The sequence below is a fragment of the Bacteroides bouchesdurhonensis genome, assembly GCF_900155865.1.
Taxonomy (GTDB): Bacteria; Bacteroidota; Bacteroidia; order Bacteroidales; family Bacteroidaceae; genus Bacteroides; species Bacteroides bouchesdurhonensis.
The window spans coordinates 4,423,913-4,447,677 of record NZ_LT707006.1; the positions used below are offsets into that span (position 1 = coordinate 4,423,913).

General features: G+C 40.8%; 19 protein-coding genes and 2 pseudogenes. 11 read left to right on the forward strand and 10 right to left on the reverse strand.

From position 1 onward, the window contains the following. Positions 1–110: 110 nt before the first annotated feature. Positions 111–1,001, forward strand: a complete 891-nt coding sequence (locus CZ225_RS19395) for a YitT family protein (RefSeq protein ID WP_077155112.1) — start codon at positions 111–113, stop codon at positions 999–1,001. 51 nt (positions 1,002–1,052) lie between these two features. Beyond that, complete coding sequence (locus CZ225_RS19400) at positions 1,053–2,141, forward strand: phosphotransferase enzyme family protein (protein WP_077155113.1); 1,089 nt, start codon at positions 1,053–1,055, stop codon at positions 2,139–2,141. A gap of 33 nt (positions 2,142–2,174) precedes the next feature. Here CZ225_RS19400 and CZ225_RS19405 read toward each other — a convergent pair whose 3' ends face one another. The 4 genes and pseudogenes from CZ225_RS19405 to CZ225_RS24970 form a co-directional block, all read right to left on the reverse strand. Next, positions 2,175–2,825 (reverse strand): DUF3256 family protein, encoded by a 651-nt coding sequence (locus tag CZ225_RS19405; RefSeq protein WP_077155114.1) that lies wholly within the window; start codon positions 2,823–2,825, stop codon positions 2,175–2,177. A 78-nt stretch (positions 2,826–2,903) separates the two neighbouring features. Next, on the reverse strand, positions 2,904–3,806 hold the full coding sequence (locus CZ225_RS19410) for a DMT family transporter (protein ID WP_077155115.1): 903 nt from the start codon (positions 3,804–3,806) through the stop codon (positions 2,904–2,906). A 73-nt stretch (positions 3,807–3,879) separates the two neighbouring features. Then, positions 3,880–4,629, reverse strand: a complete 750-nt coding sequence (gene truA, locus CZ225_RS19415) for a tRNA pseudouridine(38-40) synthase TruA (RefSeq protein ID WP_077155897.1) — start codon at positions 4,627–4,629, stop codon at positions 3,880–3,882. Between the two features lie 47 nt (positions 4,630–4,676). Beyond that, positions 4,677–6,532: pseudogene (locus tag CZ225_RS24970) on the reverse strand (response regulator); the annotation flags it as partial. Between the two features lie 174 nt (positions 6,533–6,706). Here CZ225_RS24970 and CZ225_RS19425 point away from each other — a divergent pair. Both CZ225_RS19425 and CZ225_RS19430 read left to right on the forward strand, forming a co-directional pair. Further along, positions 6,707–7,939 carry a site-specific integrase gene (locus CZ225_RS19425; RefSeq protein WP_004307706.1) on the forward strand — a complete coding sequence of 411 codons (1,233 nt, stop codon included), beginning with the start codon at positions 6,707–6,709 and terminating at the stop codon, positions 7,937–7,939. A 24-nt stretch (positions 7,940–7,963) separates the two neighbouring features. After that, positions 7,964–8,338 (forward strand): virulence RhuM family protein, encoded by a 375-nt coding sequence (locus tag CZ225_RS19430; RefSeq protein WP_004307705.1) that lies wholly within the window; start codon positions 7,964–7,966, stop codon positions 8,336–8,338. Between the two features lie 252 nt (positions 8,339–8,590). Here CZ225_RS19430 and CZ225_RS23505 read toward each other — a convergent pair whose 3' ends face one another. Beyond that, on the reverse strand, positions 8,591–8,902 hold the full coding sequence (locus CZ225_RS23505) for a hypothetical protein (protein ID WP_128857356.1): 312 nt from the start codon (positions 8,900–8,902) through the stop codon (positions 8,591–8,593). A 286-nt stretch (positions 8,903–9,188) separates the two neighbouring features. Here CZ225_RS23505 and mobV point away from each other — a divergent pair, with 286 nt between their 5' ends. From mobV to CZ225_RS19460, 4 genes are all read left to right on the forward strand, one after another. Continuing rightward, on the forward strand, positions 9,189–10,493 hold the full coding sequence (mobV, locus tag CZ225_RS19440; RefSeq protein WP_004307704.1) for a MobV family relaxase: 1,305 nt from the start codon (positions 9,189–9,191) through the stop codon (positions 10,491–10,493). A gap of 312 nt (positions 10,494–10,805) precedes the next feature. Continuing rightward, entirely contained in the window at positions 10,806–11,303 is a 498-nt protein-coding gene (locus tag CZ225_RS19450) for a hypothetical protein (protein ID WP_013611433.1), read from the forward strand. A gap of 31 nt (positions 11,304–11,334) precedes the next feature. Then, complete coding sequence (locus tag CZ225_RS19455) at positions 11,335–11,994, forward strand: hypothetical protein (RefSeq protein WP_004307699.1); 660 nt, start codon at positions 11,335–11,337, stop codon at positions 11,992–11,994. A 15-nt stretch (positions 11,995–12,009) separates the two neighbouring features. Beyond that, positions 12,010–14,628, forward strand: a complete 2,619-nt coding sequence (locus CZ225_RS19460) for a UvrD-helicase domain-containing protein (RefSeq protein ID WP_004307697.1) — start codon at positions 12,010–12,012, stop codon at positions 14,626–14,628. 46 nt (positions 14,629–14,674) lie between these two features. On the opposite strand, the gene CZ225_RS19465 is transcribed toward CZ225_RS19460, so the two are convergent. Further along, positions 14,675–17,128 (reverse strand): ligand-binding sensor domain-containing protein, encoded by a 2,454-nt coding sequence (locus tag CZ225_RS19465; protein ID WP_159441791.1) that lies wholly within the window; start codon positions 17,126–17,128, stop codon positions 14,675–14,677. A 430-nt stretch (positions 17,129–17,558) separates the two neighbouring features. Further along, positions 17,559–18,194 (reverse strand): DUF5033 domain-containing protein, encoded by a 636-nt coding sequence (locus tag CZ225_RS19470; RefSeq protein ID WP_077155117.1) that lies wholly within the window; start codon positions 18,192–18,194, stop codon positions 17,559–17,561. Between the two features lie 496 nt (positions 18,195–18,690). Between CZ225_RS19470 and CZ225_RS19475 the strand changes: the two genes are divergently transcribed. From CZ225_RS19475 to CZ225_RS19485, 3 genes and pseudogenes are all read left to right on the forward strand, one after another. After that, entirely contained in the window at positions 18,691–19,260 is a 570-nt protein-coding gene (locus CZ225_RS19475; RefSeq protein ID WP_077155118.1) for a DUF3575 domain-containing protein, read from the forward strand. 13 nt (positions 19,261–19,273) lie between these two features. Further along, entirely contained in the window at positions 19,274–20,722 is a 1,449-nt protein-coding gene (locus CZ225_RS19480) for a DUF3868 domain-containing protein (RefSeq protein WP_077155119.1), read from the forward strand. Between the two features lie 184 nt (positions 20,723–20,906). Beyond that, positions 20,907–21,029: pseudogene (locus CZ225_RS19485) on the forward strand (PD-(D/E)XK nuclease family transposase); the annotation flags it as partial. 362 nt (positions 21,030–21,391) lie between these two features. On the opposite strand, the gene tnpC reads toward CZ225_RS19485, so the two are convergent. The 3 genes from tnpC to CZ225_RS19500 all read right to left on the reverse strand — a co-directional run. Continuing rightward, positions 21,392–22,987 carry an IS66 family transposase gene (tnpC, locus tag CZ225_RS19490; RefSeq protein ID WP_077153017.1) on the reverse strand — a complete coding sequence of 532 codons (1,596 nt, stop codon included), beginning with the start codon at positions 22,985–22,987 and terminating at the stop codon, positions 21,392–21,394. Positions 22,988–23,075: 88 nt separating this feature from the next. Beyond that, positions 23,076–23,417 (reverse strand): IS66 family insertion sequence element accessory protein TnpB, encoded by a 342-nt coding sequence (gene tnpB / locus CZ225_RS19495; RefSeq protein WP_234982990.1) that lies wholly within the window; start codon positions 23,415–23,417, stop codon positions 23,076–23,078. A gap of 4 nt (positions 23,418–23,421) precedes the next feature. Continuing rightward, on the reverse strand, positions 23,422–23,765 hold a 344-nt coding region (locus tag CZ225_RS19500; RefSeq protein ID WP_077155120.1), incomplete at its 5' end, for a hypothetical protein.

Here is a 23,765-nt window from a genome sequence, read left to right on the forward strand (position 1 = left end):
TTTAATTAAATCCGTAGTATTCGTTGAATTCGCGTCCGGCAAATTATACAATGACAGACAATCAACCTTCTGAATAAGATATTCACTCGATAATTACACATTATCTTTATATGAAAACAGTAGTTTTAAAACCCTCTAGACAGACTATCCTTCGGGAAGCAAAAGACTACGTAATGATTGCTATCGGCATGATTCTCTACGGTATCGGATGGACTGTTTTTCTCCTTCCCAATGATATTACTACCGGAGGAGTGCCAGGTATTGCATCTATCGTATATTGGGCTACAGGATTTCCCGTACAATATACCTATTTCAGCATTAACTTCTTCCTGCTGCTATTGGCTCTAAAACTATTGGGATTGAAATTCTGTATTAAAACAATTTTTGGAGTTTTTACCCTGACTTTCTTTCTATCTGTAATTCAGAAAGTATCATCAGGTATCACTCTTCTTCACGACCAACCTTTTATGGCATGCGTTATCGGTGCATCATTCTGCGGAAGCGGTATCGGAATTGCTTTTTCAGCCAATGGCAGTACCGGCGGTACGGATATCATTGCAGCTATCATCAATAAATACAGGGATATCACTTTGGGAAGAGTCATGTTAATCTGTGATCTTATCATCATCTCTTCCAGCTATTTTGTCTTGAAGGATTGGGAAAAAGTAGTATATGGATTCGTGACACTCTATATCTGTAGTTTTGTTCTCGACCAAGTGGTGAATAGCGCACGCCAATCGGTTCAATTCTTTATCATATCCAGTAAATATAAAGAAATAGGACGACATATTAACGAATATCCCCATCGTGGAGTAACGATTATCAATGCCACAGGCTTTTATACCGGCAAAGAAGTAAAAATGATGTTTGTATTGGCAAAGAAACGCGAATCAACCATCATTTTCCGACTCATAAAGGATATTGACCCAAATGCTTTTGTTTCACAAAGTGCAGTCATTGGGGTATACGGAGAAGGCTTCGACCATATTAAAGTAAAATGAAAAATCAAGATTTAGAATAACCTTAGTACAAATTATTTAAATAAAAGACTCATGAAAGACCTATCAAACATTGTATCAAAGTTCAAAATCCAAGGTACAGTAGAAAATATCAAACCTTTGGGAACAGGACTTATCAACGATACTTACAAGGTAAATACAAAAGAGGCAGATGCACCCGATTATGTTCTTCAACGAATCAATCATGCTATCTTTCAGAATGTAGAGATGCTTCAATCCAATATAGCTGCTGTCACTAGACATATTCGCAAGAAACTAACGGAAGCAGGCGAATCAGACATAGAACGTAAAGTCCTGAACTTCTTGGAGACAGAAGAGGGGAAAACTTTCTGGTTCGATGGTGACAGTTATTGGCGTGTTATGGTATTCATACCACGTGCCCAGACATTTGAAACGGTCAATCCGGAATATTCCTGTTATGCCGGACAGGCGTTTGGCAACTTTCAGGCAATGTTAGCTGACATCCCGGAAACGTTAGGTGAAACGATTCCGGATTTCCACAACATGGAATTCCGTCTTCAACAACTTCGTGAGGCTGTTGCTACCAATGCTGCCGGACGAGTAACGGAAATGCAATATTATCTGGACGAAATAGAAAAACGAGCTGATGAAATGTGCAAAGCTGAACGTTTGTATCGTGAAGGCAAGCTCCCCAAACGTGTGTGTCACTGCGATACAAAAGTGAATAATATGATGTTCGATGAAGATGGAAAAGTATTATGTGTAATCGATCTGGATACGGTAATGCCTAGTTTTATCTTCTCCGACTACGGTGACTTCCTACGTACAGGTGCTAACACTGGCGATGAAGACGACAAGGATCTTGACCGGGTAAACTTCGACATGGATATCTTTAAGGCATTTACCAAAGGCTATTTGGAAGGTGCTAAATCATTCCTCACTCCTATTGAAATCGAGAACTTACCTTATGCAGCAGCATTATTCCCATATATGCAATGCGTACGTTTCCTTGCCGACTATATCAATGGAGACACTTATTATAAGATCAAATATCCCGACCATAATCTGATCCGCACTAAAGCACAATTCAAATTACTTCTGAGCGTAGAAGCACACACTCCGGAAATGATACAATTTATCGAAGAGTGTCTGAGCAAATAGTGAATGGAAAATGAATAATGGGAATGAACGATGTTATTTTGAAAATTTACCGTTCTTCCATTGATAAACAATAGGACGGCGGAGAAATGGTTTCAGTTTTTCCGCTGTTTCTTTTGACATATAGTCCTGAGTAGTTAAAGCAAGAGTCAGTTCAGTATTATCTTTGTTAAGATCAGCTTTTACCAACAAGATATCAGCTGTGCGGCGTGCTTCGTCATAATCGTATATTTCCATAGAATCAGGAGCAACAAAAAAATCATCCATCACCGGAAGAGTAATAAACTGAGATGCCGGGAGAGGTTCCCAAGCTGTTGTATAAAAACTTATATTACTATCACAAGCGGGTGCGCAAGCTGTAGTAACTACACAAACCACATTCGTTGAATCATTCAATGCCAACAATTTCATCTGCCAGGTAGTTTGTGGAGACATTTGCATACGGATATAGTCTTTGCTCAAAGCAGTCATTTCCGATTTTTTACCAAATCGGTTCTCAACCTCTGCTTTCATTTTACTTTCCAGAAAATCAATGCAATCTTCCCGATTCACCTTCGTCAAGATAAGATTTAGTGAGTCGGGCATATTTATGAACAATGTTTTGGCTTCCTGAGCCTGCAAGGAGGTGAGTGAGAATACTCCTAGAATAAAAAAAGTGATGTTAGAAACCAATTTATTTACTTTCATATTATTTCAAAATTACTTTATATAAAATCATAAATTACAAAAGAGTTATCCCTCTATAACCTTATAATTTTAAACATTTCACGATTTCGATCCCAAATATAAAAAAATCATTCCAATTAACACTAGTATAAGGTCAATCGCCTTGCTTTTTAAATTCTTTTCACGGAAGAAGAGGGCTCCGAAAGTAAAAGAAACAATGACACTTCCCCGACGCACCATAGAAACAATAGAGATCATGGAGTCATCATAACTCAATGCATAGAAATAAACAAAATCTGCAGCCGAAAGAAAGATAGAAATTAAAATAATAGTCCACTGCCAACGAAACGGAGTTGTAGATTTACGTTTAGGCCACCAAAGCAACAATAAGATAGGACACATGATAAACACTTGATAGACATTATACCAGGACTGTACCAGCATCGGATTCAATTGTTTCATCAGATATTTATCATAAAGTCCACTGATAGCTCCCATGATGGCAGCAAGAACAATAAAAAAGATCCATTTGTTGTGCTTAAAGTCAATTCCTTCTTTCTTTCCTGAACGGCTTAACATAAAAAAGGAGACCACAGCTAGCAATACACCTATCCACTGATAGAGATTCAACCGTTCACCAAATATTAACATTGCTCCGACCAGTACCATCACCGGACGGGTAGCATTGATCGGTCCCACGATCGTAATAGGCAAATGCTTCATTCCAAAATACCCGAATATCCAGGAAGACAATACGATAAACGACTTAATGATGATGTATTTATGTTGCTCCCATCCGGCTAGAGGAACATTAAATATGGTTCCTCCCAATAAATTCGGTTCATACGCAGATATAAGAATAAAAGGCAGAAATATAAGACTGGAAAAAAGCGTATTTAGAAACAACACCGGTAATACTGCATTATCTTTCAATGATTGCTTCTTGAATACATCATAAAAACCCAGCAAAGTAGCCGAGAGAAAAGCCAATAATAACCACATATTTTAATGAAGTATGAAAAATTACATATAGGTTAGTTAAATTCCTTTTATTATTTAGTCCGTTATTTACATACTAAAGAAAGATCTCTCTCGGATATTCTACATTTACCAAAAACAAAGCATGTCCGGGAGCCGATGATCCGGCTTGGCAGCGATCTTTCTGTTCAATGATTCGCCGAAAACCCTCTAAAGACAGTTTTCCACGACCGACTTCAAGTAATGTACCGACAATGGCACGCACCATATTCCTCAGAAACCGATCGGCACGAATGGTAAACACCCAAGTATTATCTTCCTCCCGTGTCCATTCGGCATGAGTAATATGACAGATATTAGTCTTTACATCCGTATGAAGTTTGCTGAAACTTGTAAAATCACTATATTCAAAAAGCAAAAGTGCAGCTTCATTCATACGTTTATAATCCAACGAGTTATAGATTCTGCAACGGTATTGCCGATTGAAGGGATATTTAGCTGTTGTTACGTAGTATTTGTATGTCCGAGCCATTGCATCAAAGCGTGCGTGTGCATTTGGCTTTACAAGACAAACTTTATAGATAGAAATGTCAGGCGGTAATAACCGATTCAATTTGTCCGTAACGGAAGTGATATCAAGCAATTCTTCGTAATCAAAATGTGCCACCATCAGAGAAGCATGTACTCCTGCATCCGTGCGACCGGCACCTATTACCTCAATATCACGTCGCAAGAAAGTAGATAACGCCTTCATCAGGCATTCCTGCACACTAATACCATTAGGTTGAATCTGCCAACCATGATAGTTGGTTCCATCATAAGCCAAATAAATAAAATACCTTTGCACGTTGATTCCTATTTTTAGGGTTTTCGCATACAAAAGTAGTCATTTTTTCATTCATAAGTAGAAGGAGTGGTACCAAAAGCATCCACAAAATGCTTTCTAAAAGTTGGAATATCATTATATCCCACCATTTCAGCAACTTCCTGCACTCCATATTTCTTCGTTTTCAATAAAACTGCCGCCCGGCGCATACGTACTCCACGAATAAGTTCAATAATCGTATAATCCGTACTTTGTTTCACTTTACGATACAAAGTAGGCTGACTCATATTCATTTCTGCAGCGAGTTTCTTCACGCTGAAATCTGCTTCACAGATATTCTCTTCAACAATTTTAATCACAGAACTGATAAAGGGATCTTCTACTTCCACATCATCCTTTGCGGTAGCCACTTCATTCTTTTCCGTTACGCTATCCGTACCCGGCAAAGTAAATAATCTGGTATACGTCTGCTTCAAAGCAATCCGCCCATTTATAAGGTTATGTATCTTTGCCTTCAATATACCGGGAGTAAACGGTTTCAAAATATAATCATCTGCCCCCATCTCCAAGCCATGAATAATATCTTCATCTTCCACCTTCGCAGTCAGCATAATAAAAGGAATATTGCATGTTTCCAATCCCTCTTTCACTTCCCGACAACATTCAAATCCATCTTTCACCGGCATCATCACATCACAAATGATTAAATCCGGGAGCTCCTTTGTAGCAATATCCACCCCTTCCTGACCATTTGTTGCCATCAGCAAGTGTATTCCTTACCCAATAATACTTTCAGATAAAGACGGATATCTTTATGATCTTCCACAATCAGCAATGTCTTCTTAGGTCCTGCTACGGAAGCAACCTTTGTTTCTTCAAGCATAGGTATCTCAGTAGGCACCACAGCTTTCTGTTCCAAGATATCATTTGTTACCACATCTACCAACGGCTGTTCCTGCAGCGATTCCGGCATGTCACTTTTCGACATATCCGGATTAATAAAGACAACATTCGGATCATTTTCAAAGACCGTCTTTCCTAATGGCAAACTCACAACAACCTTCGTTCCTTTTCCTTCTATACTTTCTAATGAGATTATACCATGATGCATTTCCACAATATGCTGCATGAAAGTAAATCCTAGCTGTACCGAAGGTATATCATTATCTTGTACCTTATCATTCATCAATTGTTCAGTAGTCTTGACCAATTCTTTTCCATCATCTTCGACTATCACCGTAACATAACGCATCTGCCTTTCCATTGTCTCGCAAATAGTCAGTGACACAGTTCCGGTATAATTTATATGCGTAAAGGCATTTGACAACAAATTATGCAAAATTGTTTCAAACTTCTTTTTATCCACATAACATTCCAAATCCTTCTTAATTCGTTTTTCAAACTGAAAAGTAATCGGATGCGCTTTTAATAACTCCCTGTAGTCAAACAAATTGCTATCAATCAGCTTTTCTATCTGATAAGATGCAACTTCCAGTTTTTCATTCTGGTTTCCTTGTTCGTAAATGGCCAACAGCTGGTTGCAGACATCGAGCATTCGAAGTGAATTTCTGTAAGCCATTTGCGCACGGGAAGCAAAATGCGGAATAAGAGACTGTTCTTCCAGCAAATCTTTCAACGGTGCAATTATCAAAGAGAGAGGAGTCCGCAATTCCTGGACAAACAATGTCAGCAACCGATTCCTCATGGCATCTATTTCCAATTTCTGTTCATGTTTCATCTTTTCCAAATTCAAATTTTCTTTCAATATCATTTCCCGGTCACGATGTACTTGCCTACGAATATCTCTGACTCTGAAACGATGAAATATAAAATAAACACATGGCGAGAAGACAAATTTGAGCGAAGCGTAGCGAATGGCACTGAAACAGTGTTCGTTACGCTTCGTTTTTGTGTGGTAAGGAAGCAACTGAAAGCCACTTTGAAGCCAAATGCGGCAGGAGTTCAGTTACCACCCCATTACTACCGTAACGGATGAAAGTTTTCGGTTAAACGCTTCTATTTCTGCGATTTGCGCAGGTTTGCATATCTGTTGGTAACTCACTGTAACTTAATTTTGTAACCAAAAAAAGTGTGAGTTATGCGAAGTACATTCAAAGTCTTATTCTACGTGAAGAAAGGCAGCGCAAAGCCCAACGGCAACCTGCCCCTGATGTGCCGTCTTACAGTAGACGGCGAGATTAAACAGTTCAGCTGCAAGCTGGACGTTCCCCCACGCTTGTGGGACGTGAAAAACAGCCGTGCCTCGGGCAAGAGCGTCGAGGCGCAGCGAATCAACCGTACCGTCGATAAAATCCGTGTGGACGTGAACCGCCGCTATCAGGAGCTTATGCAGACGGACGGGTATGTAACCGCCGCCAAGCTCAAAGACACCTATCTCGGTATCGGTGTCAAGCAGGAGACCTTGTTGAAGCTGTTTGAGCAGCACAACGCCGAGTTCGCCAAGAAAGTGGGGCACAGCAGGGCGCAGGGAACATACCAACGTTATGCGACCGTCTGCAAGCACATTCGGGAGTTCCTGCCTCATACCTACAAGCGTGAGGATATTCCTCTCAAGGAATTGAACCTCTCTTTCATCAACGATTTCGAGTATTTCCTACGCACGGAGAAGAAATGCCGTACCAATACCGTGTGGGGCTACATGATTGTGCTGAAACATATCATCTCGATAGCGAGGAATGACGGGCGGTTGCCGTTCAACCCCTTTGCCGGGTATATCAACTCTCCCGAAAGCGTGGATAGGGGCTACCTTACCCAAGCGGAGATACAGACGCTTATAGATACACCGATGAAGAACGGGCAGCATGAACTCGTAAGGGACTTGTTCGTCTTTTCGGTGTTCACGGGGCTGGCGTACTCCGATGTGAGGAACCTCACCGCCGACTGCCTGCAAACCTTCTTCGACGGTAATCTATGGATTATTACCCGGCGGAAGAAGACGAACACGGAATCGAACATCCGTCTGTTGGACGTTCCGCAAAGGATAATAGAGAAATACAAGGGAATGACACGGGACGGTCATGTTTTCCCCATGCCGAGCAATACCACCTGCAACAAGATACTAAAAGAGATAGGCAGGCAGTGCGGTTTCAAGGTGCGCTTGACCTATCATGTTGCGAGGCATACGAACGCCACGACCGTGCTTTTATCCAACGGTGTACCCATTGAAACCGTGAGCCGACTGTTGGGGCACACGAACATCAAGACCACGCAGATATACGCCAAAATCACCGCCCAAAAGATAAGCCGGGACATGGAAGCCTTGTCGCACAAGTTGGAGGATATGGAGAAGAACATCTGCCGTGCCATTTAATAACGACCTTAAAAGCGAATACCGATGAAAGAAAAAAGAAATACCATCACGATGGACGAACACGGCAATATCATCATGCCGACCGATACAGCCAATGTGTGGATGTCCGAGCCGGAACTTGTCGGGCTGTTCGGGGTAATTGCCCCGACAGTCCGTGCAGGAATCAGAGCTGTTTACAAAAGCGGAGTTCTGAAAGAGTACGACACGAAGCGTTGTCTGCGTTTGGAGAACGGTTACGGGCTGGACGTTTACAGTTTTGAAATGCTTGTCGCACTCGCATTCCGTATCGTCTCATGCGGTGCGGAGAGGCTGCGCAATGCCTTGTTAAAGAGGATGTACCGGCAAAAAGAGAAAATATGTCTGTTCCTGCCATCATTCGGGGGTGCGTATTGCTGTTAGTACGTACCCATACACGAAACATGTGCGACTGTTTCCGTCGGAAGATACACCGTTATTCTGATGAAATGATGAATACATATAGTAAATATATGATTATAAGATATATATGTGTTCATCAAATTCTCATCAACGGATATTTGTCGATGAACGGAAAGTATGCCTTACCGTGTCGTTTCTCTTTTGGCGAGTATTCTGATGAGAAGTTGATGAGCATACATACCGCTAATATACAGATGTTTATATGCCGTTTCATCAAATTATCGGATTTTCATCCGTCATCAACCCGGCTGGGAAATGGGATAGGGAGAGTTCCCATTTGCTGCAACTGGAGCAGCCATTTCCGTTTTCAGAGGCAAAGGTAGCATGGGGCTTTACGTCGGCTTCAAGGTCAGGCGGCTGCGCCGTCATGGGAACAATCTCCACCCTCATGCTTCGGGTAGTATTCTTCCCATGAACCTTGCATCCGACAGCCCCACGCAAAAGAGCCTCCGTAAACGGAAACGACCGCCCCGGCAACCGACGACGAAAGGAAAAAACAACAAGGGGAGTTTGTGACGGCTGCAATGCTGACGGACTACCGACACTCTGTTCACATTGTCATGTATGCAAAGTTGGTAAACAAGGCGGGCAAAGCAAAGCAGGCAGGGACGGACGGCGCACGGGTATTTACAGACAGGAAATACCGTAGCTTATTAGGGAATTTTCCGAGCCGCATTGCAGGCAACGCTGAAAATTCCCCAATAAGGCAAGGGGAAAGCCCCTCTGCACACCCCATCGGGAACGGCTTTTTGCCGTCCCCGAAGATACGAAGAATCATTGTTTCATAAGCTAAAAAAGAAAGGAATTTTATATGGGATTTGTAGTCTTACACATGGAAAAGGCGCACGGTTCCGACAGCGGAACGACCGCCCACATCGAGCGTTCAATCATACCGAGGAACGCCGACCCCACACGCACACACCTCAATCGGAAACTCATCGAGTATCCCGACGGTGTGAAAGACCGTTCGGCGGCTATCCAAAGGAGGCTGGAAGAAGCCGGGCTGACACGCAAAGTCGGCAGCAACCAAGTCAGGGCAATCCGCATCAACGTGTCGGCAACGCCCGAGGACATGGAGCGCATCCAACGGGAGGGACGGCTGGACGAGTGGTGCGCTGACAACTTGAAATACTTCGCCGACACGTTCGGAAAAGAGAACATCGTGGCGGCTCACCTGCACATGGACGAGAAAACGCCACACATGCACGTCACGCTCGTCCCGATAGTCAAGGGGGAGCGCAAGCGCAGGAAACGGGAGGAGCAGGCGAAGAAACGCTACCGCAAGAAACCTGCCGACAGCGTGAGGCTGTGTGCAGATGACATCATGAGCCGTCTGAAACTGAAATCCTATCAGGACAGCTATGCCGCAGCGATGGTAAAATACGGGCTGCAAAGGGGAATTGACGGTTCGGAAGCGAGGCACGTTTCCACGCAGCAGTACTACCGTGACATAAAGCGTCAGACAGAGGAACTGAAAGCGGAGGTGATGGATTTGCAGGAGCGGAAAGATACGGCACGAGAGGAACTTGCACGGGCGAAAAAGGAGATACAGACCGAGCGGTTGAAAGGGGCGGCGACGACCGCAGCCGCCAACATCGCCGAGAGTGTCGGCTCTCTTTTCGGGAGTAACAAGGTCAAGACACTGGAGAGGGAGAACACAGCTCTACAAAACCGCATCATTGAACTTGAAGAAGAAGCCCGACAACGGGAACGACAACAAGCCAAACAGATGCAGGAAATGAAAAGCACATACGACCAACAGAATAGTAAGCTGTCCGAGTTCGTGAACTTTGTCAAATGCTATTTCCCATACGTGGAGAAGTTGATGCCGACAATAAAGTTCCTGCGTGACACTCTGCACTTTGGCGATATCGTCATTAGAAAACTATGCACGTTCAAGGATGTTTCCATTAAAGGTGAACTATATTCCCGTGAGTTTAACCGGCATTTCAAAACAGACAATGCAGTTTGTTCTCTCAAACAGAACACGGAGGGAAAATTTGAACTCAACATAGACGGTATTTCGCACGTCAGTTGGTTCAGACGCAAGAAAGACGAGTTTATGGAAGCGTTGGGAATGCCTACAAAGAAACAAAATAGGAGTATTAAGCTGTAAATCATAACAAATCCGTGATAGTTGAAGTTACATCACGGATTTTTTTGTACTTTTGTACCGTGATTGAGGCAACTCTTTCCAAGACATAAGAAAAAAGAAGAAGCGTTATGCTTATCTTGTACTTGAAAACGTAGGAAATTTTCAAATTGGATACAAGGATAGCATAGTGGTTCTCACGCTATAGCGTGGGCTGCTATTGTTACATCCGTATCCAAGGTTTCCTACGACCTTCAAGTAAGAGTGTGGCATACAGTTCCACGCTTCGTGATTTAACCCATCCTTTGTGGAAGCTGGAGGATAAATGTGTAGTGTATGAACGCAATTAAAAATTGGCTATTAGTTATTTGCACCATTCTATTAGCAAATGGGTGTGCACCACTTCGAACACCTGTAATAGTAAGGAATGCTCCTATTGAAATGTATAAATACGCATACATTTCTCCGACAAAGGAATTGACATCAAGCACAGGAGGTACATATGGAGGTCAATATGGTATCTATGGCTCTTCGACAACCAAAAGTGTTAATCCGAGTGATGTGATAGCAGGAATATTGATAAAACAGGGGTATATTATATTGCCTGAACTCAAATCCGAATTAGCGAATGAAACCTTAATCGTCAATTATGGCGAGAGTGGTAGGCGTAACAGAGGTTTAGGCTATACAATAGAAGTAACCATACAATTTAGTTCTGCAAAAACCAATGAAATGATATGTTCTTGCACAGCAGAGGGACAAGGAGAAACAGAAGCTGATGATATTCGCCAAGCTATCAGACGAGCATTGTCAAGTTTATTCCCTGAAAAATAAAATCAATTAATAACCAATAATACAATAGATTATGAAGAAGTTTATAGCATTGTTTGCATTGATGGTTATTACGTTGGCATCATATGCTCAAGTTTATAAAATGTATAATACGCGAAACTATCATAACCAGCTTCGTTTAAATACGATGACAGGTGAAGTACAGCAAATTCAGGATGATGGTCAGTCTTGGATTGTTTGCAGTGCAAGAGAAATATCAGGGGATAAGGAAAGTAGGTTTCGTCTTTATGAAACACAAAATATGTGGACTTTCATAATGCTTGATACATATACAGGTAAAAATTGGCAAGTTCAATTTAGTGTAAAAGGTGAAGATTATATGTTTGCTGCCCCAATCAATATCTTCTCTCTTGCATATCCAGAAACAACTTCAAATTGGACTAATAGGTTTCAGATGTTTGCCACCCAAAACATGTGGACTTTCATACTGTTAGATTCGTATAATGGACGACTATGGCAAGTCCAATATAGTACACAAGATTTAGATAATCTATTTTGCATACCTATAAACAAGTACGAATTAGTATCTGATAACGAAAATTGTATATTCTCTATTCAACCATTGACAAGCATGTATCAATACTATCTCATAAATGATAGAACAGGTGACATATGGAAATTCCAATGGAGTACCAAGGGGGATGATTATAGGTGGATTGAAAAATTTAAATAGTTATCATCCTCTGATATGCAGTTGGTTTTACTTATAGTTGTGGTTTCTCTTGTTGCTATTTCTGTTATTGCAATAGTCACAATACGAATACGCCTAAAAAACAAGTCCAAGGAACTTTCAGAAAAGTTAAACCACATATCTTCTTATAGTAATAAATCCAATTATGAGCAAGCAAAAGAGAGATTGTCGGCATTAAATAACGAAACATTTATTGATATTCCGACCGACCTTAATAATGTTTTTTCATGTAAGATAATCTCTGCAACGCAAGAAAAGGATTTCACAAATCATTATATACCATATTTTCAAGAGGCGCATTCATTAGTCAAGAGACTTGAAGCCTTCAATATCACTCCATCTGTAGCAATCTCAAACCTAATTCGTGACTTTGGAAATATCAATAAGATTGTCGAGCAACATAATGATGCGGTTATAAATTCTTTACTTAATACACATAAAGAATTTTTCGACCATTGTTTGAAATATCCATTGGATAAGCAGCAAAGACGCTCAATCGTTTCAGAAGAAGATAATTGCTTGGTTGTTAGTAGCGCAGGTAGTGGAAAGACCTCTTCTATTGTTGGAAAAGTCAAGTATCTAACAGAAATAAAAGGCATTGTACCTCATAGAATCTTACTCATTAGTTACACGAACAAAGCAGCAGCCGAACTTACGGAAAGAATGGCTACTGATGGCTTGAAAGGTTATACATTTCACAAATTAGCCATTGATATTATCGGAAAAGCGACAGGTACAAAGCCATCTATTTGCGATAATACAGATTCTTTGTTTATAGATATTTATCACACTCTATTAGAGAATAAGGCTTTTAAGAATAGCGTAGTAGAATATTTCATTGATTACCAATCTAATGAAGCGGATTGGGAACAGCGCAAGAATGAAAGGCGAGAAAAGTTGTCGGAACAAAAAAACGTGCAGCTAAAAGCGATGTTTCCCGATATGGATGGTCGGGCTATATATGTGAGAAGTGAACAGGAGCAAAAGATATGCTTTGTCTTATCATCACTTGGAGTAAAATTCAGATATGAAGAGCCATACGAACATCAATTAGCAGATGAAATGCATTCTCAATATCGCCCCGATTTCTCAATATATTTTGAGCAAGCAGGAGTAATCAAACGCATCTATTTGGAACATTTTGGAGTTGATGAACATAGTCTTGTGCCCGCTTGGTTTGCAAAAGACAAAAATATAACATACGAAGAAGCCAATCAAAAATATAATGATGGTATAACTTGGAAGAAAGCAGCTCATGAGAAATTTGGCACTCAACTTTTAGTAACATCAAGTGCAGATTTCCATTACTCTGATATAAGGGGGAAACTCCGAAAATTATTAGATGACGCAGGTGTACCAATTCAAGAGAAAACAGATGAAGAATTATATGATTTGGTTTTACCAAAAGGTAGTAAGCAAGAAAAGGCATTTATACGACTTGCTGTTACTTTCGTGACATTAGTAAAATCAAGTTGTAAATCAGTTAAAGAAGTTCTGAAACAAGCAAAGAATGCAGATGATGAGCGAAGTGTTTTTATTATCAAGAATATATTTCAACCTGTATATGAGCGCTATATAAGTGCATTAAGCGATAGTAATCAAATTGATTTTACCGATGCGATTCTTCAAGCCACGGAAATATGTCGTACTTCGCACCTTGTCGAGTATGACTATATCATTGTGGACGAGTTTCAAGATATATCAGTTGACCGCTACAATTTCTTGAAAGTATTACGAGACGGAAATCCACCTGCAAAGTTGTATTGCGTGGGTGATGATTGGCAATCCATATATCGTTTTTCGGGAAGTGATATGGCTCTTTTTAATCAATTCCCCGAATACTTTGGAGCAACGGAGATAAACAAAATTGAAACTACGTACAGATTTGGAGAACCTTTGGTTTCGTTGTCCTCTCACTTCATACAGCGCAATAAAGCCCAAATACAAAAAGATATACACTCGTTCAGTTCTGAAATGAAAACAGAGTTGGAGTTCTATTCTTACGATAGGCGAGATTATTGCAATACGATAGGACAACTTGTGGCATCTATTCCATCAGATAAATCTATATTTTTGTTGGGGCGTTATTCATTTGATGATTATTACCTTTCTTTTATGTATCAATCCATTAAAGAGGGTAATAGGTTCTTTTACGTAATAGGAGAACGAAAAATCGAGTTTTTGACCGTACATAAATCAAAAGGTCTTGAAGCCGATTATGTAATACTTTTGCAATGTAATAAAGATACGTATGGCTTCCCTTCTCTTGTGAGTGATGACCCTGTGCTTAAATATGTACTCACTAAAAGTGACCAATTTCCATATGGAGAAGAGCGTAGATTGTTTTATGTGGCAATAACAAGGGCAAAGATGAAAACCCTTGTGCTATATGACAAGCGTTTCCCTTCTGTATTTGTAGATGAGTTCTTACATCCCGAAAGGGTTTCAGAAGAAAACTACGTAAAGCACCCTAATGCCAATAAAAGATGGACAAGAGGAGCAGACCAATTTTTATTGAAATTGCATGATGAGGGTAAAAGTGTGAAATATATAGCAGCCAAAATGGGCAGAAGCCAAACTTCAATCGTAATGAGATTAAACAAACTTACCCAATAGTCGGTATTTTATTTATTCTTCAATATTGCATGTATTGGATATTTCCTTACCTTTGCATCAGAAACGAGTTATTTGACAGCATAGCACCGCAAAACGCTGAAAATCGCACGGTTGCCAATTCGTTACTATTATTTCTCAAATGCTCCGTTAAATGTTTATTTCTCAAATGGTTGTGCCAAACCGTTGAAAATCTAAAATAAACTAAAGTAACAACCAGCAATCCATAGATCACATATGCCCATATCGTATAATACCACTTAGACTTCACCACAATGGGAATTTCAATTGTTCCACTTTCTTTTGCATCGGGAAAAATCAACTTTGCCTCTAATATATACTTTCCCGCAGGAAGCCTATTGTATCCCAATCCATTAGATAAAGGTTTCACATGCCAGTCTTTATCTTCCGGTAGTAAACGATAAGCTATCTTCCGTTGCATAGTTTCAAAACACAAATCAGAAAAGTACAAACGGAAATCATTATTATCCGAATTAAACACCAATTCTTTCTGCACTTCCGGGGAAGATGAAAGAATCATTTGTCCGTTCCTCGTCTCCCCTGCCATAATGGATTCTCCATTTACCTCTATATCAGTCAGTAGCAACTTCTGCCCACCAATATTACTTTTCACCACCTCCGGATCAAAATAGATCAATCCTTTGGAGTCCGCCCACAACAACTGACCGTCATGCAACCGACATACAGCTATACATCCCCCTGTAGACAGATAATTATAAAAAGAATCACCTCCGTTCCTGATCGTAATGATTCCCACATTATTCCCACCCCATGTATTACCCACTTGATCATCTACCATACAACTCACATGCCCGCAAGTCAAGCCATTTCCCAGTGTATATATAGACTCAAACTTCTCCTTATCCCTACCATCAATACGAACAATCACATTCAGATATACTGCATATATTTGATTATAATTATTTACATACACAGTTCGTACAGCAGACTCTTCCAGCCTATTCTCCCGTTCATAATTTCCTATCAACAAAAGCTGTTCACCTTTCCATTCCAATCTTTTCAATCCCCTATTGGTCCCTAGCCAGATATTTCCTTCCTTATCTTCTGCAATCGACAATACTCCATCTATTTTCTCATTCACCGGTTCTATCTTTCTGCAAACATGAGTCATAGGATCTACTTGCATCAATCCACGCGAAGTAGCCAACCACAAACGTTTACGCGAGTCCATACAAAACTGATAAATGGCAGCATCCAGCTTTTCCCCTTCTTCAGTCTGAAGATAAAAAGAATCTTTTGTATCCGTAGCAGGATCTATTCGCACGACTTCCCCATGATTATTTCCCAGCCAGATACATTCATTCTTATCTTTATAAATATGATAATGCCCGAGAAGATCAGACGACTTTGCCCATGGTTCAAAAAGAGTATTTATAGAGAACTCCGGAGTCGTACTCTTCATTATTTTACCGTTATTCAGTATCAGCCATACATACCCTTTAGCATCCTCTACCATTCCATGCACCTGCGATTTAAACTCCTGTTTCACCCGGCTGTACATATTGTTACTGATGTCGAACTTTACAATTCCACCGCTAGAGCCACTTATCCACAAGTTATTTTGGTCATTATCCCAGCATACACTCATCATTCTGGTATCTATACGAAGACCAAAACGCCCCTCATTTTGTACCACCGCTTCCAAAGAATAAGGACTTTCACTAAGATTCTCATTAGCAAATTCCAATCTGAACAATCCTTCTAAAGTAGTCAAATAATAAACCTTCTTATTCTTATATGTTAAATCCGTTATATACGAAGTAGAATAATCAACTTTATCAGTTCCTCCAATTGAAATCATTCGTTCTTTTCCATTTTTCAGATCACAACATACCAAGTCACTCCATGAGTTGCAGATCCATAAATAACCATTCATCAGAAATAAACAGTTCACTACCTTTCCTTGCTGTATCAATAAGGTTTTCCCAGTTGCAAGATCATATCGTACCACCCTATTACCGTCAATAACAAAATAAAGATTTGTCTTATCGTCCGCACATAAATGAGTTATATTACCTTTCACCAACGTTTCCGCCTTCAGGGAACAAGATACAATCTCTTTTTCATCTTTTTTTGCACGTTGGGAAATCGAAGAAAATAATCCTTGAGTAGTAGCCAAATACATGGTATCGCCATTCCAACAAAAATCCCGAATACTACGAATATTAAAAGGCTTATCAAAATGAAGCGGTAAATAAATCTCCTTTCTTTTATCAAAACAAGCCATTCCACCTTGATAGAGTTGGAGATACAACAAACTATCGGGAGATTCTTTAAGAGACTTTACAACCTGATTTAAAGGTATTGAGATTGAATCCAGACTAGCAACCAACGGATAATTACGGAAACGAAACCCATCATAGCGAGTAATTCCTTCATCCGTTGCCAACCATAAGAAACCTTCTTTACTAGAAGAAATATCGTATACAGTACGGTCACTTATTCCGTTTTTAATAATCACAGGTTCCGGAGTCCAATGATTATCCTGTGGAAATGCCCTGCAAATTTCAAACAGGACCAATATTGTAAAAATTACCCCCCTCATCACTTGCTCAATGTTCGTTTATGTGCAATTATTTGTTAAAGGTAAGAATATCTAATTACAACCAAAGCATATAGATGTTTTTTTTAGGAATAATTCACAATAAAAACAACTCTGTCAATCCTATCCAAGAATCAACAGAGTTATTCAAAACACATCCCCTGCAATATAAGCTTACATTACACATCTTTTAGCATAACACTTCCGCTTCAGCACCTTACCTTACCCCATTGTTTTTGTTTGTTGTTTGGTTCCTCTTTCAGACTCTTTTGAGAATAACGGGCATCCCAGAGTCAATAATATCTTTTATACCTATTGTTTTTGTTGTTTTTGTTTTTATCGAACAGGATCAGTTCGCTGCTTTTGAGAGTGTAAAATTATAAGTACCTTGGGCGGCATCAAAATCATAGCTACCTTTGAAAGTAACCGGCACTTTTACCAAACAGTTACCTTCGTCATTTACGCGGAAATAGATGTAAGAAGTAGAAGTAAACACTGTACCACCTTCAGGAGTTGCAGAGATTGAAGCACCGTATCCCTTCCAGGTGAACAAGTCAGTCACACAGTCGTAAGAAGTGCCCACATAATATACTGAGTTTTTATCGACATTGAATTTCAATGATACACAAAGCGCGAAGTTTTCCAAAATAACTCCCGATCTTGTGCGAGCCTTATACTCAGCAGTCATCATTACTGTTTTCTTATCATTACCAGTTCCGTAAAATCCTTCCACATCTTCTACTTTACAGTCATAAGAAGTTTCACTGTTTTTGCGAAGAGCCTCTAATACGCCACGCATTTCTTCAGCCGTAACAGAAGGGATGTTATCAGATTGTGTTTCAAGAGAAGCAGCCTCGATTCCATATAAAGATTTCATGGATTCAAAAGATGAAGAATTATCTTCAAAACCATCACTTTCAGCATTTGAACATGCAGTAAAAGCTAACACAAATACACAAGCTAAAAAGAATTTAATTGACTTCATAATATTTCCTCCTAAATTTTAATTCATTTTGATAATTTATTCATGAATTGCTTTTCAATTCATTGGTTACTTCATTGTTTGTTTGTTCATGTTCCTCAGGAGGGAATCTTAAAATAATTAGTTATTTAATTCGGTTTCTTAGAACCTTGTTTTTGTTTGTCTGATACAAACGTAAGGCATTTAATTCATATAAAAAAGCATTTTCAAAGGAAAAATGAATGATTTACCACTCTTTAATGAATGAAATACAACCCATTCAAGTATTTGATCAGAATATACAAGTATCAATCACCCATCATATGTGAATTAATCGCATACGATGATTAAAATAACAACTATCAAACATATGAATGATATACCACCTAGAATGAAAGATATACCATACAGCTTATTAATTTCCACTGAAAGGAGGGAAAAGAAAGAAGAATCTGCCCTTTAACGGATATTTTGAATATCCCTACTTTTGTATCGATCAACAAACAAAACCCATCATACGATGAAAAAGAAAAGAATCATAATCTTAAGTATTGCTTTGTTTGCCTCCACCTTATTATATAGTCAGGTTGTTGGCGTAAAAACAAATGTTGTAATGGACGCGTTGAAAATCATCAATCTTGGTGCCGAAGTGGGTCTGAGTAAAAAGCTAACCCTGGATTTGTATGCCAATTACAATCCTTGGAGCTATAAAGACCAGAAGATGATGAAAATGCTTGCTTTCCAACCGGAACTCCGTTATTGGTTCTGTGATAAATTCAATGGTCACTTCGTTGGGGTCCATCTTCACGGAGGCGTTTATCAGGCTGCCGCCATTGATATGCCTTGGGGCATTTGGCCGGAATTGCAAGACCACCGTTTCAAAGGTCATTTCTACGGTGCAGGCGTGTCCTACGGTTACCAATGGATTTTGAGTAAACACTGGAATCTGGAAGGGAATATCGGTTTCGGTTATGCACGTGTCAAGTATGAACAATTTGAATGTAAGACTTGTGGTGAAAAGAAAGGCGAAGGACACAAGAATTACGTGGGTCCTACCAAAGCTGCTATTAGTTTAATTTATTTATTCTAAAAACAAAACAAATATGAAAAAGATTCTATATATCCTTTTCTGCCTGCTGCCTATACTAGGCGGAAAAGCGCAGACAATCTATAAAGATCAGATACGCATTGAAAAAGAATCGGCTACACGTAGTGACGACAACCGCCTGACAGTAAGCATGGACATCGTTCTGCAACCGAACCTGAAAATGAGTTCCAACAATGCCACCACCCTGACTCCATTTCTCGAAAGTAATGGGCACACAAAGGAACTACCTTCCATAGTTATCTATGGTCGCAAACGACAACTCATCAACGAACGAAATCATCAGACTCCAGCATCTGTTTACACGATTGTTCGCCGTCAAGGAAAAACGGAACAAACCTTGAACTATTTAGTGCAAGTCCCTTATGAGGGCTGGATGCGTCAGGCAAATATGAAGCTGAATATTGATGTATGCGGTTGTTGTGACATAATAGAAGAAAACAGCGGTGAAAAAATCGCTCAATTAAACATTGCCCCTCTGAAACTTCAACCGGTAGTAGCGTATATCACACCTCAAGAAGAAGCAGTGAAGCATCGCGCAGTGGAAGGCAAAGCATTTCTGGATTTCCCGGTTAATAAATTTATCATCTATCCGGAATATCGCAGGAATGCGGATGAGCTCGCCAAAGTGCGTGCCACCATCGACACAGTACGCAATGACAATAACATCAAACTTACCGGTATCAGCATCCACGGATATGCTTCTCCCGAAGGAAGTTACTCACACAACACGTATTTAGCAAAGAATCGTACCCAAGCACTTGTGGATTATGTGACCAGTTATTACAACTTTGACCACAAACTCATCACTTCGGATTCAACCCCGGAAGACTGGGAAGGTTTCCGCAAGTTTGTTGTAGCTTCTACAATGGATAAGAAAGATGAGATAATACGCTTGATGGATGATACAAGCATGGATGCAGATATGAAGGAACACAGCATAGCAAGACTAGTCGGTCCGCAAGCTTATCAATATCTCCTACAAGAATGCTATCCGGCATTACGTCATTCAGACTATGTAGTAAGCTACACAGTACGCGGTTTCGACTTGGAAGAATCAAAGGAGATTATCGACAAACATCCTCAGCAATTAAGCCTGAAAGAGCTTTATCTCATTGCCCAGAGTTACAAAACAGGAAGCGAAGAATTCAATCATGCTTTCCAAGTGGCTGCCTTAATGTTCCCGAACGATCCTACTGCTAACCTGAATGCTGCCGCAGTGGAGATTCAGAAAGGTGGAGATCTTACTGTTGCCAAAAAATATTTGGCAAAGGCTGACCCAAAGGCAGCTGAGACACTTAATAATTTAGGTATCGTTGCGATGATGGAAGAAGATTTGGAAACAGCGGAAAAATATTTCAATGCCGCAAAAGCAGCAGGACTTAAAGAACAAGCCAATGCTAATCTGAAAGAACTGTCAAAGAAACGCAGCTATCCTACAAAATAAACCCGATACGATATAATAAAAAAGTCCCCAGCCCATATAAACATAAGATGGGAATAAATAAGCGCACTACTTGTGAAGGCAGTGCGCTTTTATTCATCAAAATCAAATTATTCAGCCACTGATGTTTGTGAATAAATGATTTGTGCTATCTTTGTAACACAAACAACTTCAACGACGATTAGAAATGGGAAGGTTCATTAATCCATTTACCGATTATGGATTTAAAAAAATATTCGGTCAAGAGATATCAAAAGATTTATTGATAGACTTTTTAAATGATTTATTAAAAGGAGAGCGAGTTATTACGTAAGCGTCTGAACAAATCCATCTTTTTCTAAGCCTTTAGGCTTCCTACTTTTGTATCCTAATAAATCAGTTCATAATTATGATACAAAAGAAGAAGTACATGACGCGTGAGGAATTTATCAGGATTCTTCGCCGTCAGAAGGCCAGCAATTTGAGTATAACAGATTTTTGTCACAATGTAAGCGGTTGAACAACTCCATCTTGCGTATTTGATTTTAGTGTAGTTTGTTTACGCACTACCTTAATGGTGGTCAGATATGATTATTACTGCTCATGTTTGGTTGTCGTATCTCAGAAGTGAGATTGTCGTGGATTGTCCATGGATTTTCCGTGGACTTTCCATGGACTGTCTATGGATTTGTCTCATGCTAATGTCCACTTGTCCGGAAGCAACTCCCGGAGATTCCTGCTCGATTTGGGTTCGAGGTAATATGGCAGTTTTGTGATGACATGGTTCAACCATTCGCGCGGATTGACTCCACACTCCTTGCAGGAGCTGAGCAACGAACAGATGACAGCTGTATTTTTAGCCGCCTCCTGATTCCCACAGAACAGCATGTTTTTTCTGGTCAGAACGATAGGTCTCAGTGCGTTTTCCGCCCCGTTGTTGTCAATAAAGATTCTTCCATCATACAGATAGTGTCTCATTCTTGGCATGAGAGGATAAGTATAGGCTATGGCCTTTCCCATAAGACTGCGTTTAAGTACTTTGGGGTATGTGTTCTGAAGCCAGAGCTCAAAGGCGTCAAGCAGTGGTCCGGCCAGACGCTGCCGCAGTGCCGCACGTTCCTCATAGGAGAGTTGCCGCTCATCAGCCATATGCTCCACATTATACAGGTCTTGTATAAATTTAAGTCCCTGCATGGCATATTCCCGGTTTTCTTCCTTTCCTGACTCCAGATGCCTGCGTATGTGTGCGAGACAAGCACACAGATGCACATCCTCCTTCTCTTCAAAAATGTCATAAGCGGAGTAACCGTCACATTGAAGGTATCCCTTGAACGGCTTCAGGAGTTCGACCGCCACTTTCTGCGCACGTGAACCGTCGTCATAATGGAAGAAGAGCAGGCGCGGCATAGCCGCTCGGACCATCCAGATGTACTCCTTCGCCGCCTTGTGCCTGTCATGGTCTATAACCGGAAGCGTGGTCTCGTCAACCTGTATATAATCGGAGGAGAGTACTACCTTCTTGAGTTCCAGATAAAGCGGTTCCAGAAGTTCGCAGACGGGTTTGAACCAACCTCCCAATGTCTTTCGTGACAGCTTCACCCCCAGATGTTCCAGCTGTTTCACTTGTCGGTAGAACGGGACATGGTATTCGTATTTCTGTAAGAGGACCTCAGCGAGCATGGAAGCCCCGGGCATGCCTTTATATATGGGCATCAGTGGCATGGGAGCGGTTATAACAGTTTTCCTGCCGTTCTCAATGGCTTCCGTGTCATCCTTGAGGGCATACGTGGGACGTACCGTGTCTTTCACATAGAGATATCCCGGCTTCATCTCAAGAGTTCTGGTGTGTTCCTCGTCTATCTTGACGTATTTATCGGGATCAAGGCCTTCGGGTTCGATGACGACGGTAACCACAGGCAGGTCATCCATCACCACCCGGTTACGGCGGGATGTTTTTCCGGCGATCTGGACTTTCGGGACGGTAATCTGCGCCGCCGCCCTGTTGCGGGCTTCTTCGATTTCCGCCTCGACCTGTTCCAGATCGCCGTATTCAAAAGGGAGCATGGGGTCCCCCTTAATGGGTTTACATTTCTCACTCATCTTTCCGAACACTTTCCTTTTCAGCCATGCCAGTGAAGCGTTCAGATCAACTATCGTACTCCGGAGTTCCTCGATTGTTTGGGCTTGCGAGACAATCGTCTCATTCTGCTTGCGGTTGGTCGCCGCCATCACAGAAAGTTGCTCCTTCAAGGACTGTATCATTTGCACTAATGTGTCTTCCCTTGTCATTTCCTGATTTATTTGTGATATAAAGATAAGGAAAAAAATCGGGATAGGCAAGTTTGCAAAAGGTTTATTTTCAGTGTCTTTTAAGGCATCACCACCTCTTTCTCAGATCCCGCAGACGCCTCTGACGTTTTTTCTTGTCCTCACTTATTCCTTCGACCATCATCACCAGATCGCTCCACGTCATGGGATAGGATTTTGTGTCGGGATCATAATCAGGCAGTTTAAAAGTACCCTCTTCAAGAAGCTTCTCATACAGAACCAAGCCGCCGGTTTCCGCGTGAAGCAATTTGAGACGGTTTTTCGCACGATTCACGAACAGATAGACATCGCCGCTTCTTACATCACCACCCATCTTGTCATGGACAAGACCGCTGAGACTGAAAATCCTTTTGCGCATGTCTGTATAGCCGCCGCACAGGAAGTAGCGCATGTTATCATTTAGGCAGAACATTGGCATTGTATATTTTAGAGATAAAACTCAGGGCAGCCTTGCAACCGGACTGACCTTTAAATTTCAATTTCATCCCGTTGGGAAGTTCAAGGGAGATCTCTGAGTTATCTACAACCTTGCACGGTTGTCTCATCGGCCGGTAAGGTTCCGTAGCGGGAGGAGACATAGGGGCGGAATGGGAAGCCGGTAAAGCCTGTCGGTCCTCTATGATAATGGGACTGAAACCTACCATATCCTCCATGGGGGAACAGGCAAGCTCTTCATCTGTGATTTTGAAACGCAACTTCCATTCGTAAAACTTGTAGCGATGGAAACCCCCATTGTGAC